We start from the raw sequence: 16,508 nt of genomic DNA, 5'->3' as shown, positions 1-16,508 counted from the left end.
TCGATAAGCGAATATCCGGAGGAACTCCTTGGCTTTCTCAACCACGTGCTTGAGATAAATCCGGCCAACCAGCGTGCGATAGAATGGCGCTCGGCGACTAACGCCTTGCTCGCGAAGACATTTCTTCAGCGAGGACAAGAGGCGGTCGAACAGGGTATGAACGACCAAGCCTCGGACATGTTCTCAAAGGCTCTTGAGCACGACCAAAACTGTGCGACGGCGTGGCTCGGCCTTGCCGGCCTTGCCGATTCGAACGAAGGCAAGTTGCTTTACCTCGAAAAGGCCATCGCCATCGATCCCGAAAACGTCGAGGCACGTGCCGCCTTTGCCGATGTGCGGAAATCGATGACCTCCGGTTATCTTGAGGAAGCGAAGGCCGCTGCAGTCGCCGGCCGCGTCGCCGATGCCAATGAACTTCTCGACGCAGTCCTCGAAGAAATGCCGGATTCGGAAGATGCCTGGATGCTCCGTTCGCATTTCGCGGCGGGCTTTGAAGAAAAGATCGCGGCGTTCCAACGCATACTTGAGATCAACCCCGATAACGTAGCCGCCAGCACTGGTCTTGCATCGCTCCGCTCGTTTCTTCCCAGCGTCCCGGTCGAAGAACCGGCCGTGACCGAAGCTCCGGTTGAAGAAGCTCCTGTAGCTGAAGCCGAACACGAAGTAGTGCCGGAAATGTCCGTCTCGCTACAAAGCGGTTTGCTCGAAACGCCGGTCGTCGAAGATAAGAGCCCGACCGAAGAACTTGAAATGCCCGCCGGTGTCGAAGAAGCCTTCGAGGCCCGCGAAGAAACCGTTGAGGTCGCCGAAAGCGTAACCGAAGAACCGGCAGTTGAATATTCAGAGCCGGTCGAAGAAACACCCGAGCCGCAAGCGAATTTCGACGAGCCAGCCGAGTCATATGCTCCGGTCGAAGAAACACCCGAGCCGCAGGCGAATTTCGACGAGCCAGCCGAGTCATATGCTCCGGTCGAAGAATCACCCGAGCCGCAGGCTTACCTCGAAGAACCCGCCGAGTCGTTCGCTCCGATCGAACAGCCCGAAGACCATGAACTGCCTTATCAAAAGGCGATCGAAGACGTTGTTGCTTCAGCTCCGTTTGAAGACGTGATCGAGCAGCCAGAGGCCTCGTTCGAACCGCAACCCGTCGAGGAATATATCGAACAGCCTCCGGTCGCCCCCGAGCTTTCGTTCGTCGATACCAGCGATGACGAATCGATCGACGAGGTCCGTTATGATGCCCCGATCGCACCACCGGCCGAGGAACACGTCTTCGAACCACAGGCCGAAGAATACAACCCCTTCGCGACCCGCATCGAGCCGCAGTCGTCCTTCGATCCTTTCTCGACCATAGCGGCGATGCCGAATGAGGTCTTTGACGCGGCCCGCGGCTTTATCGCCCCGGAACCTGCAACGGACGAAGTTCTCGTCCCGGTCGGCGAACCGCAGGCTGAGCCTTTTGTAGATGAACAGCCCGAACCGACGCCGGACTTTGGTTCGTCGACAATGTTCTCGACGGCGGCCGATCCCTTCGCATCCGAGGCTCCGAGCTTCGGCGATGAGATCCCGCGGCCCGAGAGTTCACCGGCGGACTACCGAAGCGAGCCGGTCGCGGAAGCCCCCGTCTCAAATGGCCACCATCACGCCGAGACTAACCGGCCGTGCCCGTTCTGCACGACTGAGAACGACATCTTCTCCGTCGTTTGCGGCAACTGCTTCGCCGTCCTTTCGCTCTCGGATATCGAGATGCTGCTTGCTAACCAGAGTGCCGAGCAATGGGTGATCCGCCAGTCGCTGAATGCACTCGAAGGTGAGCGCAGCCAGCGTCCGCTGACCGAGGTCGAACTTACGAACCTCGGCATCGGCTACATCAACCTCCGCGAGTACGATAAGGGCTATTTCTACCTTGTCGAGGCCGCACAGGCGAACCCGGACAACGTCGTCCTCTCCAGCTACGTTAATGCTCTTCACATCCGCATCGAAGAGATCAAGCAGAAGCAGGGAGCTGACGGCAAACAGGTCAGCGGCAAGACGATCCTCGTCGTTGACGACAGCCCGACCATCCGCAAGCTGATCAGCGGCAAGCTCGAAAAGAGCGGCCACGAGGTCTTCTGTGCATCCGACGGCGTCGAGGCCCTCGAAATGCTCAAGGCCCTTGAACCGCATCTCATACTTCTCGACATCACCATGCCGCGAATGGACGGCTACCAGGTCTGCAAGGCCATCAAGAGTGCTCCCGAAACGAAGGATGTCCCGGTAGTAATGATCTCCGGCAAAGACGGATTCTTTGACAAGGTCCGCGGCCGAATGGCCGGCTCTTCGGGCTACATAACCAAACCGTTCGGCCCCGAAACACTTATGAAGGTGGTCGAAGGCTATCTTACCGACGGTGCTGCGGCACCTGAAATGGAAGAGTATGCACAATGAACCTCGAAACCGTTTCAACTTCCCCCGAACGGCCCGAGGCGACCTCACATCAAGCAGTTGACCTGACCGAGCCCGCGGCCAATTCGCACTCCAGATTTCTTTCCTTCACCATCGGCGGCGGCAAGTATTGCTTGCCGGCAGATGCCGTGGTCGAGGTCTCGCATCCGCTCGATCTCGCCCGCCTGCCAAAGTCGCCGGCGAATGTGCTCGGCGTTGCTTCGTTCACCGGGGAGATAGCTCTTGTCGTCGATCTCCGTTCGCTCTTGAGCGAATCGCGGCCCGCCGCGGACACGAAGGCAAAAATGCTTCGGCTTGCTGTGATCGGCGATGAAACAAATATCGCCTTTCCGGTCGATGCGGTCGGAGAGGTCTTTTCATCCGAACCTTCGTCGTTTAAGCCTGCCGGCGGTGCTCCCTTGGTCGAAGGCACGCAACACGGCGCTCTGCCTCATCCGGTTTCCCTTCTAAGCCCAACCGCGATCCGTGCGATATCGGATCCGCGTTCTACTTCTCTCACTTGAAACGATGAACCGCCCGCCAACAGATTCAGTGGCCTCAAAGCTCCGCAACCGCATCTGGCTCGCGGTGTGTGTGCTCGCGACACTTAATGCCGTGGTCGGATTGGTCGGCCTCGCCGCCGCGACGTATATCTTCTCTTCATTTGAGATCCCCTTCATCGGCACGATCATCGTCGCGGCCGCAATAACTGCGGCTTACGGAAGATGGCTCGCCGATGACGCCGTGCAGCCGATCGAAAAGACCCTTCTTGCCGCAAAAAGCCTCGAGCGCAACCCGAACGCAGACATTCCCGGCGCGACCGGTGCCGCCGAGACCGATGAGATATTGGAAAGCATAAGGCGGAACGGCCGTCAGCTTCGCAATCTTCTGAAGCTGATGGAGGACGTTGCGAGCGGCAATACGAACGCCGCTCTCGAACCCTTTGAATATTCCGACCGCGTGACCGCTTCGGCACAGAAACTGATCGCGAAAGTAACAGGCTCGGTCGATGCCGGCGGCGAACTCGAGCAATTGCGAGCGGCCATTGAACGCCTATCGAAAGACCTTGCTCCAGCGAACAGCGGTTCGCCTGTCCAGGAAATTGTAGCCGCAGGCCCGCTTAGCGAGCTGGCCCGCCCGGTCAACGCCCTTCGCACTCAGCTCGAAGAAAGCCGCCGCGATCTCGCCGGTGCCATCGCTGCATCCGAGCACCTCGCTTCTCAGCTTGCCGAAAGAACAGCAACCGCCCGCGGAAAATCCGCAACCGGCAAGGGCGTGCTTGATGAAAGCATCGCCCGCCTTCGGTCTCCGCTCGCCCCGCGGCCCGAACTCGACGATTCACTCGCGATGCTTCGGGCAATGTCCTGTGATCCGAAGGTACTCGAACTTGGGCGCAATTCAACCAATGGCTTAAAGGCCGGTGTCGATGGCCTTAGCCTCCACGTCGGCGAATTGCACCGAACCATCCGCGAGCTCCGCGAGAACTCGCTCTCGATCCAAAACCTCGCCCGCCAAAGCGACGAATTTGCCCGCAAGCTCAAGCTGATAGCACTAAATGCTAGCGTCGGCGGAAGCCGAACCAATGGCCAGGCCGTCGCCGATGAACTGATCGAAATGGCCGAAAAGATCGGGCGCTTCTCGATCGAAAGCGGCAATTCGCTTCGCGTCCATTCTGAACGCATTACAGAGAGCGATTCGCTTCTCCAGCGGATCGAGACCGGTGCCGCAACGCTCGGTGAAGAGGCCCGCGAATTCTCTGAGGTCGCTGCCTCGATCGTACCGCTTCTTTCCGTCACATCAAAGCTGCCTGAGATGATCGGCTCGCTCGTTGCTGAGCGTTCGGCCGAACGCAGCGATCTGCTCAAGCGGCTTACGGCAATGCACTTCGAGCTCGCAGGGCTGGTCGGCGAGCTCGATTCGCTCGATTCAAACATCCGCGAAAGCCGAACTGCTGTACTCCGTTCGAAGCCGCGTCCGATCGAGACGGCCGCTCCTCTACCCATGCCCGCACTGCCACCTTCTGCCCCGGTCGAAACTGGCGAAGCAGCAATGGAACCTGCCGAGTACAACGGCCAGCACCGCGAAAGCCTCCCGACCGCAAGCTTTGAGGAAACGCACTCGCCGGCCGATATGCTCGAGCTGCCGCAAGAAAACGCCTTGATCCAATGAATTCTTCATTCGGAAAACTGATCGTCAGGTCGCTCGCCTTTATCGGCGGCGGCCTTTTGCTGCTCGGTATCGTCCTGCTTATTCTCGCCAAGGCCGGTGTCGTCGCCGATGGCCCGGTCGTGCTAATGTGGCTCATTCTCGGCTCGGCGATCGCCATAGCCGCGATCGTCATGCTGATGATGCAGGATCGCGAGAACGCCCGCCGCTTCGCCTCGGCCGCCGCCGCCGCTTCCGACATAGCTGAAGGCCGCCCGACAGGATTCGAAGCCGACGATGAGCTTAAGTCCTCACTCCACTCGATCCGCAATTATCTTTCTCAGAACGCAAAAGCTCTCGAAACCCTTTCCCGTGATGGCCGCTTGAGCGGCTTTTCGCCCGCCGGCCCTGAAGACCGCCTGGGCAATGCCATCGCCTTGCTAGCCACCCGGTTTTCCGCTAATGATCAGAGCGACGAAGCGTTTGCCCAACTCGAACGTTCGCTCCTTCGCCTTTCGGCCGACCTTTCAGGCGTCGCTTCCGGCGACCTTTCGCTCCGTTCGGAAAGCCGCGTGGAAGCGATGGAAGAAGTGACCGCCGCTTTCAACCTCTTGACCGGAAATCTTTCCGCGACCGTCGGCCGGCTCCGCAAGGCTTCCGATGCCGCTGCATCCGTTTCGGGCTCGATCACCGAGGCCGCCGAGCAGGTCGCCCGCGGCAGCAACGCCCAAGCATCGCAATCCGCTCGGACCCGCACCGCTCTCGATTCGCTCGCCGCCGAAATGCGTCGCATCGCCGAGGCAGCCGAACGTTCGGCCGGTATCGCCAATACGGTCTTCGGCAATTCCCGCTCCGGAGCCGCCTCCGCAGCCAACAATATCTCGGCGACCGAAGCCATCCGCAAACAGGTCCAGGAAACCGCCAAACGGGTCAAACGGCTCGGCGAACGCTCGCAGGAGATCGGCCAGATCGTCTCGCAGATCGATGACCTCAGCGACCGCACCAGCGTCCTCGCTCTCAATGCCTCGTTGCAAAACGGAATGCAAAACTCCGGAGGCGGCAGCATTTCGACCGTCGCCGAAGAGATCGAACGTCTTGCCGACCGCTCGACACGGATGACCCAGCAGATCGCCTCGATGACACAGGCGATAAATCTCGAAACGAAAGAACTTGTCACCTCGATGGAAGAGACCGTCCGGCAGGTCTCGCTCGGATCGGTTTCGGCCGAACGCTCGGCCCGCTCACTTTTTGAGATAGAAAAGAGCACGCAGGAACTCACATCTCTTCTCACCGATCTGCTCAATTCGACCCGCGGGCAATCCTCGAACGCCGAAGCCGCGGCCGCCTCTGTAAAAGAGATCTGCGACGTCGCCGACCTTGTCCGGATGAGCTCGGCCCAGTTTTCCGAGCACCTCGGCCACCTTGCCCGTTCGGTCTCGGATGTCCAACTCGCCGTTTCGCCATTCAAGCTTCCCGTCCCTGAGCTTCGCCGCGAGGCGCCGCAAACTCCGCAGGATAATCGCTTTGTGAACTGAAGATGAACGACCGCGAACTACAAACTTTTCTTGAAGAGGCCGAGATCATTCTCCACGGCATCCGCGGCGGCATACTTCTCTTTGCCCAGGCTCCGCAAAATCTCTCGAGCCTCGATGTGCCCGCCCGCCGGATCAACGAACTTCGCCATCGCTCGGAGCCGCTCGGCCGAAGCGAGGTTGCCGATGCCTGCGCAAAGGTGAGCGGTAATTTGTCCATGCTCCATAGCGCCGCAAGGGAGGGCCGCGATGTCCAGAGTGCGATCCGCGGAACGCTCGATGCGGTCGCCGATGTCGAACTCGCATTTGCGGGAATTCGCCTCGCGGTCGATGGACCCGAGCCCGATTTTGATTTTCTGGTCGATACGACCTTTAGCCCAAACGCTCCCGTTGAGGCACCACCGCTTCCCTCTTATCAACCGCCGACGGTCCCGGTGATGCCCGCACCTGCTGCCCAAGCCGCACCGGCCGAAAGCGACTTTTCACAGTTTGAGATCGACGCAGAACTGCTCGAGGTTTTTGCTGAGGAAGCCGCCGACCTGCTCGGCAATATTTCCGCCAGCCTCGACGAGCTCCAGACGAATCCCGACAACAAGGACGCACTTTGGGAGATCCGCCGCAATGCCCATACCTTTAAGGGCTCGGCCGGCATCGTCGGGCTCAAGCCGCTAAGTGAGTTCGCCCATCGCATCGAAGACCTGCTCGATAAGCTTGCCGAATCGGGCGGAAAGCCGCGTTCGGGCTTGATCCCGCTTCTTATCGAATCGAACACCTGTCTCCAGGCACTGATCTCCGGCGAACGCCGCGAAGAGACCGCCGCACTTTCGCTCAAGCTATCCGCAGATTTCGACGCGATGATGGCCGCGATCGAGAACAACGAACCCGACGTTCTTGAAGTCGTCGCGCCAGCTATTGTTCCCGAACTCCGACAGCCCGCCGAGCTACCGGCACACAAGCTCTCGCAGCCCGTTCCCGTCTATGCCGCTCAGCCCGAGGCCGAAGTGCCGAATCGCAATCGCTCGATCGTCCGCGTCTCGCTCGACAAGCTCGACGAACTCGTCGGCATTGTCCGCGACATGGTCATCAATCGCTCCGCCGTCGAACAGCGTCTATCGGAACTCGACCGCCAGATCGATGACCTGCAAAATGCGACCCGCCGGCTGCAGGCGATGAACGGAAAGCTTGAAGTCGATTTCGAGGCCTCAATGCTCGGCAATGGCCTTACTTCGAGAGTTTCGGCCGATCGCTCCGCGATCCACGCACGGTCGGTGCACGGCGACTTTGATGAACTTGAATACGACCGCTACACCGAGTTTCACCAGGCCATCCGCGAGCTTGGCGAAACTTCGAACGACACATTTTCGATCAACACTGCGCTCGAACAATTAAAGGGCGACCTTGACGTTCTCTTCGAATCGCAGCGTCGGCTTATTGATAGCGTTCAGGAACGCGTGATGCGAATTCGCCTCGTCGAATTCGGCGCACTCCGTACGCGGCTCGAACGCGCGGTTCGCGTTACCTGCGACGAAGAAGGCAAGCGGGCCGAGATCACTCTCGAAAATCCGCATCTTGAGATCGACACCAAGATCCTTGATTCGCTCATAGAGCCGATGCTCCATTTGCTCAAAAACGCGGTCGTCCACGGCATCGAGTTTCCCGAACTTCGCCGCCTGCTCGGCAAGCCCGAGGCGGGCCGCATCACGGTAAAGCTCTCGCTTGACGAGACCCATGTTGTGCTCACCGTAGCCGACGACGGCGGCGGCATTTCGACCGGTTCACTCAAAGAAAAGGCCGTCATCGATGGGCTGATCTCACGCGAACAGGCCGAACGGATGTCCGACGAAGAAGCGCAGATGCTGATCTTCCGCCCGGGCCTCACAACCTCGCAAAAGCTCAACCTCAATGCCGGCCGTGGCGTCGGGATGAGCATCGTAAAGGAAAGCGTCGAATCGAAAAAAGGCACCATCTCGATGCGCTCGACGCCGCACGCCGGAACTGTTTTCACAATCCGGATGCTGCTTCCGCTGGCGGTCACCGAGGCGCTCATCGTCACCTCAGGCCAGGATGTTTTCGCAGTACCGCTCAACGCCATTCGCCACATTGTCGAGATCGGCAAGGACTCAGGCTATACGGCCGAGGGCGAAGGCTACATCGACCACGCCGGCGAACGCTTCAGGCCCTATTCGCTCGCTCATCTTACCGGCTTGCCAAGCCGCGAAGCTCTCGCAAAGTCGGCGAACGCTCTTCTCATTGAATGCGGCGACGAGTTCTTTGCCGTCGCTGTCGATTCCGTCGTCCGCACCGAGGAGCTTGTCGTCAAACCGCTCGGCCGCCCGCTTGACCAGATGCCCGGCGTGCTCGGCGTCTCGACCCTCGCAAGCGGCGACGCGATCACCATCCTCGACCTCGATCATCTTCTCCGCGACCGCCCGGCCGGCAACGAACCCATCGCCGAACCGCCGCCGGTCGAGAAGCAGCTCGCCGTTCTGATCGTTGACGACAGCCCGAGTGTCCGCCTGCTCACCTCAAAGGTCGTCAAAAACGCCGGCTGGCTGGCTCTGACCGCCAAAGACGGCATCGACGCGCTCGAGACGCTCCGCGAGGCCGAAGACCTTCCGTCAATAATTCTTAGCGATATCGAGATGCCGCGGATGGGCGGCTATGACCTGGTCGCCGCTCTCAAGGCCGATGAGCGGCTGCGCGAGATCCCCGTCATCGTAATAACCTCGCGTGCCGGCGAAAAGCACCGAGCCAAGGCCGAGGAACAAGGCGTCTCCGACTACCTTGTCAAACCCTACAGCGAATGGGAACTCATCCAAAAGATCCAAGCCCTCGCCACCCCAATCTAACTACGCAACGCCCGTGTCAGTAGCGCGCGCGTAAGCAAGGGCGCTTCATCAAATGCGGATCCCACAGGCAGAAACCCGACCGGTAGGGAGGGTGTCCGTTAGAGCACGAAGGACGAAGGATGAACCCGGGGCCCATTTTCTTCCTTTCTTTTTCCGTGGTAAATCAATTCCTGACCGATCGGGCAACCATCAGATCAACCACGAAAGCGGAAAAAGAGAAACCGAAGCTTCACTTTCTCCTTTCTCCCTTCGCGCGCCGGTCGGGTTTCCGCCCGTGCTCATTCTGTGTCTTACGTCTGTGACTTCTGTGCTCCCGCCCTGTTGCTGTCAACGTTCACCAAAAAAATAACCGGAGGCACGGACAAACCCGCACCTCCGGCTTCTGACTTCTTGCTACTAGCTTCTATCTCACAAACGCATTCGGCACAGGCCTATCACCAGTGATTCCAAATTGCAGAATCAGCGGGCCGGCGGTCGAACGCAGTGCGAACCAGTTCGAGTTCGACGGCCGAAAGACCGCTGCGTCGATCTTGCCGTCGCCGTCGTAGTCACCCGGAGCCGGTTGGTCGCCTGCGGCTCCCCACGGGAATGCGAAGAAGCTCGAGTCCTCTGATCTGAGGATGAACCACTCGCCGGTCGATGGCCTGAAGTACGCGAGGTCCGCCTTGCCGTCGCCGGTGTAGTCTCCCGGGACTGCAAGATCGGTCGAGGTGCCAAAAGCGAACGCCCGATTAGCTCCATCCGAGCTACGCAGATACCACCACTCACCACCGCCGGAACCGCCGGTCGGACGGAAGATCGCGACATCGGCTTTCCCGTCGCCGTCATAATCCGCCGGCATCGGTTTATCGCCCGGGATGCCGAAAACTGTGATCCCCGTTTGCCCATCGCTAGACCGCTGCACGAACCAGGTCGAGGTCGAAGGACGGAAAACGGCGGTGTCCTGTTTGCCGTCGCCGTCAAAATCCGCCGGCGAAGGCACATCGCCCGTCGTACCGAACGGGAACGCGAAGAACGTCGAGTCTTCGGATCGAAGGATGAACCACTCGCCGGTCGTCGGCCGCCAGAAGGCAATATCGGCCTTTCCGTCCCCCGTGTAATCACCCGGCACGATGGTGTCCGTTGGTGAACCGAATGCGAACGCCCGATTACCGCCGTCGCTCGACCTCAAATACCACCACTGCCCCGGGTTCGGCCGGAAAACGGAGATGTCGGTCTTCCCGTCTCCATCCAGATCGAACGGCACATCGAGGACGGGCAACGTGTTCGTGATGGTAAAATCCAGCTCGGAAACTCCCGCTGGCGAGGCATAGTTCACCTCGCGAATGCGAATCCTTCCCTGCTGTGTCGGAGTGTTCGGAACGGCGAATGAAAAGCTTCCAGTATTCGCGACGTTTGCCGCGAGCGTCTGCGTATAGGTCGCACCGCCGTTGAGCGAAAGCTCGATCGCGACATTCTGGTTGAACCCGCCGTTGTTGTTCCAATTGATGTTGGCCTGTGAGCCGATCAGCAGGAATCCACCGCTCGGCGTCACGCCCGTGATCGTGTCCGGCGTCCCGTTACCATCTGAGTCGCGATACCAACCGATGTCGCGCATCTGCTGCCGCGTCAGGTCAAGCGTTAGCGGAACGCCCGACGTGATGAAAGGCTCCATGAGAACGTTCGGCGTAACTCGCGTGTTCCAGTGGGCGACGGACGAGCCGCCGTCGTAAGGAGCGGGCGTATAGACCTCGACCCTGCCGGTCGCGGCGTCGCGGCCCTGCGAAAGCCCCGCGGATGCAAGCCGCAAGCTCTCGCCATCCCAGAGCACGTTGTTGTTATTGATCGCTGAAATGGCACGCTGGCCGTCGGTCATATCGCGCCAGAGCACCGAAGTAGAACGGTCGAAAAGGAAACGGGCATAGACATCAGGAAAACCGTTGAACCACGCTCCGGTCGTGCCGTTGACGAAATCCGCAAATCCGAGTCCGTGGCCGATCTCGTGCAGGACGACGATGAGCAGATTCAGCGTTCCCGGGGGCTGGGAATTATCAAGGCCGAGATAAAATCGAGTGCCCTGAAGGCAGTCGGGCCGGCCGTCGAGGTTGCTATTGAAAGTGGCAGCGAGGTCGGGGTTTGGCGAGAGGTCAACACCGGCCTGCTTATTTGCGAGGGCCTGATGATGCCAGGTTCCGGAGAATCCGGCATTCGCGTGCTCACGATGCACCGTCGTCGTCGACGCCGATCCGAGAACGGCTGAGGTCAAGGTACAAGTTTGCGGATCGAATCGCGCACTGACCTCGATCGGGACGGTCGAGTCAAGAAACGCTCCCCAGATCGCCGCCGCTGCACCGAAAACATTTAGCCGCTGCTGGCCGCGTGTTGCTCCGGTATTTCCGCCTTCGGCCGCAACCGGTGTCGGGTCGTTAAAGCCCTCGTTCGGGCCGTCGCCGTTAACTATCGAGATATTTGCCGCCAAAGGGCTTAACTCCGCCGCTTCAATGTAGCGGGCAATCATTTCGCGGTAAAAGAGCATTTCCTCGTCCGACATCCCGTAGTCGGCGGAATCGATGGCAAAGGGGTCAAAGCTCCGCGGGCTGTTCGGTATAAGGTTGCCGGTCTCAAGGTCGCGACCGAGGAAAGCATTTGCTTCCTTGAGGCTTGAGACGCAGCTCGCCGTCGGGCGGCCGTCCCGCCCGAGATTTGCCAACGCGACATGTTGAAACCGCCCGCGAAGGTGGACCTTGACGCTGCCATCCGCAAGGCGTTCCTCGACCAACCCTTCGGTCGAACGGCTTGTTCGTTCTTTAAGATCGGCCGCCAGCTTCATCTCCTCCGCTCGTTGGTCAAAGGTTAAGACCTGCCCGACCGTGGCGGCCGGAACGATCAATGCAAACGAAAAAACAAACGACAAAAGCGTCCGAAAACCCTTAGATCTCATAAAATCTCTCCAAACAAACCGGTAGGCACAAAAAATAAAAGTGAACTAGAAGCTTTTTACGTGTAATGGGAAAGCTCAGATTCAAGTATGCAAAACCCAAGCCCCAAATGCCACAAGATCTTTCAATTGCCACTAGCTTTAGCTAGTGGAATTGGGCAATAAAAACACTCCGGGCTTTAGCCCGATATGGGGCTAAAGCAACTAATGAATGCGGCTTGTTGATCGGGTTCGGCTAAAGCCAGTGTGATGTCCAATGCCCGTCCACTATCTAAAGCTAGTGGCAATTTACAAGCGAGCGAACTGACCGCCCGCTTACGCAGGCGGTTCTTACATATTAATCAACGAATTCGATATCGACGTTGTGCGGGATTATGCCTGCTTCTACGCCTTCGGTGAGCAGGCGGCGGACGCCTTCCCTGCCCCGTTCGCCGTAGTCAAGCGTCAGGTCATTGACCCACATCGCGACAAAGCGGTCGGCAAGTTCGGGCGACATATCGCGGGCAAACTGCATTGCATAGGCGAGTGCGTCTTCGCGGTTCTCCATCGAGTAAAGAATGCTGCGGTGGAGGTGCTTCGAGACGCGGCGCATAAGGTCCGGCCCGAGGTCGCGGCGGATCGCGTTGCCTCCCATCGGCAGCGGCAGGCCAGTGCGTTCGTACCACCATTCACCGAGGTCGAGCACCTTGTCGAGCCCCATCTGCTTATAGAAAAGCTGGCCTTCGTGAATCAGCAAACCGGCGTCGGCATCGCCCCGCTGGACCGCCTCGATGATCTTGTCAAACGGCACGACTATGTGCTCAAAATCGCGGTTATAGAGCCGCAATGCGAGATAGGCACTCGTAAGTTCGCCCGGAACGGCGATCTTCATTTTACCGATCTCCGAAGGGTCGCGGGGCTCTTTTGCCACTACTATCGGGCCGTATTTATCGCCGATGCTGGCACCGTGCGGCAGCAATGCGTACTTGTCCGAAACGTAAGCGTAGGCGTGGAACGAGATGGCCGTTACGTCATAAACGCCGACCTTCGCGTCCTCGTTAAGCGTCTGGATGTCCTTAAGGACATGCTCAAACTTGAGCCCTTCGGTCTCAAGCTTGTTGGTCGCCAGGCCGTAGAACATAAATGCATCGTCCGAATCGGGCGAGTGAGCAACGCTGATGGTCCTGGTTTCGGGAGATTTTTCGGGTTGTGAACTCATATATTAAAGCCTTGAGTAAAAGACATTCGTGTCGTAGAAAACTGTTATTCTACCGCTTTCGTTGTGTTTGGCAAACAGCGATTCGAGCTCTTTTTCGAGCAGCGGAAATGCCGGGTCGGTCTCGTCCGGCATGTATGAAGACGAAAGCAGCCGGCCGCGTAGCCCGGCTAGGTCGAAAACCTGCCGGTTGGCAAACGTCGCCCGTCCAAATTCCGCCCGGAAAAAGCCGCCGAGCACCTCTTCATTGATCTGCTCGTGCCGCACCTCGGCGTAGTCGCGGCCGCATTTCAGCAGCAGTTTTTCGTACTCCCGCAAAAACTCGGTCGTATCAAGCTGCCGCTCGTTCCAGATCAACGCGACATATCCGCCGGGTTTCAATATCCGCCGAAACTCCGCCCGCGTCGCTTCGGGCTCGAACCAATGAAACGCCTGCGCCGCGATGACAAGGTCGCACGAGGCATCGCCTAGCGTCGTCGCCGCCGAGGTGCCGTCGGTGCTCTTGAACCCGGGGAACTCCGCCAAGAATTCCTCAGCCGCCGCTCGCATCGCCGCATTTGGCTCAATGCCGTAAACCGTACAGCCCGCTTCGAGAAAAGGCCGAGCCGAAAGCCCCGTGCCCGAGCCGACATCCGCGACCACGCTGCCTTCCGCAAGCCCCAACTCCTCGCGGAAAAAGTCCATCATCTCTGCCGGATAACCGGGCCGGTACTTTACGTAATTTGCAACGCGGTTCGAGAACCGCTCGACCGTATCCGACATCAATCCCCCGAGATGAAGTAGATCATTTTCCACACGCCGCGTTTCTTTTCAAACCCGGCCCGAAAGTCGAGCGGGCTGCGGACAAAGTCGCTCTTCACCCAGCCCTTTTTCCCGCCGAGAGTCTCAACGCGAAACCACTCCGCCATCTTATCCGTATCCGCCGGTTCGGAGCCCGTTATCCGGACGATGTTGTAAGAAAGCCGCTCGATAACGCGGCCGGTCATGGCCGGAGATTCGCGCATGTTGACGTTATTGCCAAAGATGACGTTGTGCTCAAAGCCGTCGAGGTCATCCGGGAAAGCGCTGAAGGAGTACGGCGCGGAAAAGATCTTCGGCGAGCCCCGCTCGCGGAGCCACTTTCCGCCGTTCTTGATCACCGGCAGAAATACCTTCCAGAAGTCGGCTTCCTTAGTATAGAGCTCGCGAAAGCCCTTCAGCCCCTCATGCCCGCCAAAGCTGAGCTGGATCTTCGGGTCCATCACGCCCATTACGTACTTCAGATCTTTCCGCTCGGCCGCCGCGATCAGCTTGGTGCGAAACGCTAGAAACGACGCATCCTGCGAGGCCTCATCGACCGGCCGCACGAACCGCTCCTGCCCCGCTGCCGCCACGGCAAACACCATCACCCAAAATATCGCTACAGCTTTCATCATCTTTTCCAATTAACAAACGACCGATTTACAATTCACAATCCCCGTCGTTCTCAATTACTAATTACTAATTTCTAATTATTAATTAAAAGGAGAGTTCCCACATTCACCATTCACCATTCACCATTAACTCTCCACTTCCTCTCCCGTCCACACCGACCGCTTCGAATGCGGGATGTCGAATTGATCGAGTATCCGGAAGCAGAGATGTTCGACGAGTTCGTCTATCGAACTCGGACGGTGATAGAAGCCCGGACTTGCGGGAAGGATGCGGGCACCGGCGTGCGAGAGCCGCAGCATATTCTCGAGATGGATGGCGTTGAAAGGCGTTTCCCGCGGGACGATGACGAGCTTGCGGCCCTCTTTCAGGCAGACGTCCGCCGCGCGATGGATGAGGTTCGCACCCGCCCCGCTCGCGATGGCGCCGATGGTTCCCATTGAGCACGGAACGATGATCATCCCCGCCTGCTTGTGCGAACCCGACGACGGCTTTGCCGCCAGATTATCGAGCCGCCAAAAGCGTATCAGCCGCGACTCCGGCTCAAGGCCGAGCCATTCGTTTATCTTCGGCACGGTCGGATCCTTGAGATTTACACCCATCTCGACCTGGGCGACCGTTGCCGCCGTCCCGGACATTATGAGGTTTATCTGCTCCACGGCGCCGCTCGCCGCCAAGAGCTGCAGCGTCTTGTGTGCATAGATCGTGCCCGAGGCACCGGTTATCCCGACGGTCAATTCCATAATTCTATACCCCGCATCTTAACCAAGTTTGCGGCCGATTTGCTAATCTAATAATTCGCTAATGGATAAAACAGAGATTCTAAAAATTTTAGCGTCGGTCCGCGATGGCAGTCTCCACGAAGCAGCCGCCGCCGAACGCATCAAGCATCTGTCGTTTGAAGACATCGGCTATGCCCGCGTTGATCATGGCCGGGCGGCGCGGCAGGGCTTTCCGGAGGTGATCTTCGGGCTCGGCAAGCGGCCGGAGCAGATCGCCGGCATCTTTGAGCGGATCGTCGCTCGCTCGCCGAACGTCCTCATCACCCGCACGACGCCCGAGGTCTTCGGGCTCATCCGCAACATCCACACCGAGGCCGAGTGGCACGAAGAGGCTCGGCTCATCCGCGTCTTCCGCGACCGCACCGACCTCGGCACCGGCGAGATCACCGTCTGCACCGCCGGCACCAGCGACATCCCTGTCGCCGAAGAGGCCGCGCTGACAGCCGAGACAATGGGCAACCGCGTCCAGCGCATATGGGACGCCGGAGTCGCCGGCGTTCACCGCATACTCGCCGAACGCGAACGGCTCCAGGCCTCGCGCGTCGTCATCGTCTGTGCCGGAATGGAAGGCGCTCTGCCGTCGGTCGTCGGCGGGCTGGTCAGCGTCCCGGTCATCGCCGTCCCGACCTCCATCGGCTACGGAGCCTCGTTCGGCGGCGTCACCGCCCTGCTCGGTATGCTCAATTCCTGCTCCTCGAACGTCACCGTCGTCAACATAGACAACGGCTTCGGCGCCGGCTTCACCGCCAGCCTCATTAATAGAAGTCAGAATTCAGAAGCCAGAAGCCAGTAGTCAGTAGTCAGAAGCCAGAATTCAGAAGCCAGAATTCAGAAGCCCGCGCCAATGCAGAAGCCCGCGCCAATGCAGAAGCCCGCGCGTCAGCAAGGGCGTGGCCGAATGATGAACGATGAATCCGGAATCCGACCTTCTGACTACTGACTTCTGACTTCTGACTTCTTCTCCAGATGCTACTAATTGTCTGTTGATCGCCGCATACAATGCGTATAGCCTTTGACGGAACGCAGACGCCCGCGTACGGCAACTCGTGCAGGTATCGGGGCTGTCCTCGGTGCTCTTATCGGAGCCATCGTTGATGGCGGCAGCGGTGCCGCGATCGGCGCCGGAGTCGGTGCAGGTGCCGGTGCCGGTACGGTTCTTATCCAGGGACGTGACAACCTTCGGCTCGAAGCCGGAAGCCAGTTCATGATCACCTCGACCGGACCGAGCTCAACGGCTATTCGTTAATTAACTTT

Annotated in this window: 12 protein-coding genes; 7 read left to right on the top strand and 5 right to left on the bottom strand. The window is 59.0% G+C overall.

From position 1 onward, the window contains the following. The first annotated feature begins 1,746 nt into the window (after positions 1 to 1,746). The 5 genes from IPM21_08850 to IPM21_08830 are packed head-to-tail and all read left to right on the top strand — an operon-like array spanning position 1,747 to position 8,950. Positions 1,747 to 2,427, top strand: coding sequence for a response regulator (locus tag IPM21_08850; GenBank protein ID MBK9164007.1), 681 nt, complete (start codon positions 1,747 to 1,749; stop codon positions 2,425 to 2,427). Beyond that, positions 2,424 to 2,948: a chemotaxis protein CheW gene (locus tag IPM21_08845; protein MBK9164006.1), complete on the top strand. Its 525-nt coding sequence runs from the start codon at positions 2,424 to 2,426 to the stop codon at positions 2,946 to 2,948. The genes IPM21_08850 and IPM21_08845 overlap by 4 nt, the downstream gene beginning before the upstream one ends. 4 nt (positions 2,949 to 2,952) lie before the next feature. Continuing rightward, positions 2,953 to 4,593: a hypothetical protein gene (locus tag IPM21_08840; protein MBK9164005.1), complete on the top strand. Its 1,641-nt coding sequence runs from the start codon at positions 2,953 to 2,955 to the stop codon at positions 4,591 to 4,593. Next, positions 4,590 to 6,104, top strand: coding sequence for a methyl-accepting chemotaxis protein (locus tag IPM21_08835; protein ID MBK9164004.1), 1,515 nt, complete (start codon positions 4,590 to 4,592; stop codon positions 6,102 to 6,104). The genes IPM21_08840 and IPM21_08835 overlap by 4 nt, the downstream gene beginning before the upstream one ends. 2 nt (positions 6,105 to 6,106) lie before the next feature. Further along, positions 6,107 to 8,950, top strand: coding sequence for a response regulator (locus tag IPM21_08830; GenBank protein MBK9164003.1), 2,844 nt, complete (start codon positions 6,107 to 6,109; stop codon positions 8,948 to 8,950). A gap of 403 nt (positions 8,951 to 9,353) precedes the next feature. On the opposite strand, the gene IPM21_08825 is transcribed toward IPM21_08830, so the two are convergent. From IPM21_08825 to IPM21_08805, 5 genes are all read right to left on the bottom strand, one after another. Continuing rightward, entirely contained in the window at positions 9,354 to 11,870 is a 2,517-nt protein-coding gene (locus tag IPM21_08825) for a VCBS repeat-containing protein (GenBank protein ID MBK9164002.1), read from the bottom strand. 334 nt (positions 11,871 to 12,204) lie between these two features. Then, the gene (locus IPM21_08820) at positions 12,205 to 13,065 is read right to left on the bottom strand and encodes an ABC transporter substrate-binding protein (protein MBK9164001.1); all 861 of its coding nucleotides are present in this window, start codon (positions 13,063 to 13,065) and stop codon (positions 12,205 to 12,207) included. Between the two features lie 3 nt (positions 13,066 to 13,068). Further along, positions 13,069 to 13,824 (bottom strand): class I SAM-dependent methyltransferase, encoded by a 756-nt coding sequence (locus IPM21_08815; protein MBK9164000.1) that lies wholly within the window; start codon positions 13,822 to 13,824, stop codon positions 13,069 to 13,071. Then, a complete protein-coding gene (locus IPM21_08810) occupies positions 13,824 to 14,477 on the bottom strand; it encodes an SH3 domain-containing protein (protein ID MBK9163999.1) in 654 nt (217 codons plus the stop codon). Before IPM21_08810 ends, IPM21_08815 begins: the two co-directional genes overlap by 1 nt. A gap of 123 nt (positions 14,478 to 14,600) precedes the next feature. Further along, positions 14,601 to 15,215, bottom strand: coding sequence for a UbiX family flavin prenyltransferase (locus IPM21_08805; protein ID MBK9163998.1), 615 nt, complete (start codon positions 15,213 to 15,215; stop codon positions 14,601 to 14,603). Between the two features lie 61 nt (positions 15,216 to 15,276). Here IPM21_08805 and larB point away from each other — a divergent pair, with 61 nt between their 5' ends. After that, entirely contained in the window at positions 15,277 to 16,047 is a 771-nt protein-coding gene (larB, locus tag IPM21_08800; GenBank protein ID MBK9163997.1) for a nickel pincer cofactor biosynthesis protein LarB, read from the top strand. Positions 16,048 to 16,266: 219 nt separating this feature from the next. After that, positions 16,267 to 16,500, top strand: a complete 234-nt coding sequence (locus IPM21_08795) for a hypothetical protein (GenBank protein ID MBK9163996.1) — start codon at positions 16,267 to 16,269, stop codon at positions 16,498 to 16,500. The last annotated feature ends 8 nt before the right edge of the window (positions 16,501 to 16,508 follow it).

This window comes from Acidobacteriota bacterium, from assembly GCA_016716435.1.
GTDB lineage: Bacteria > Acidobacteriota > Blastocatellia > Pyrinomonadales > Pyrinomonadaceae > OLB17.
The sequence above is the reverse complement of the archived record's forward strand: the minus strand, read 5'-3'. Positions and strand labels throughout refer to the sequence as shown.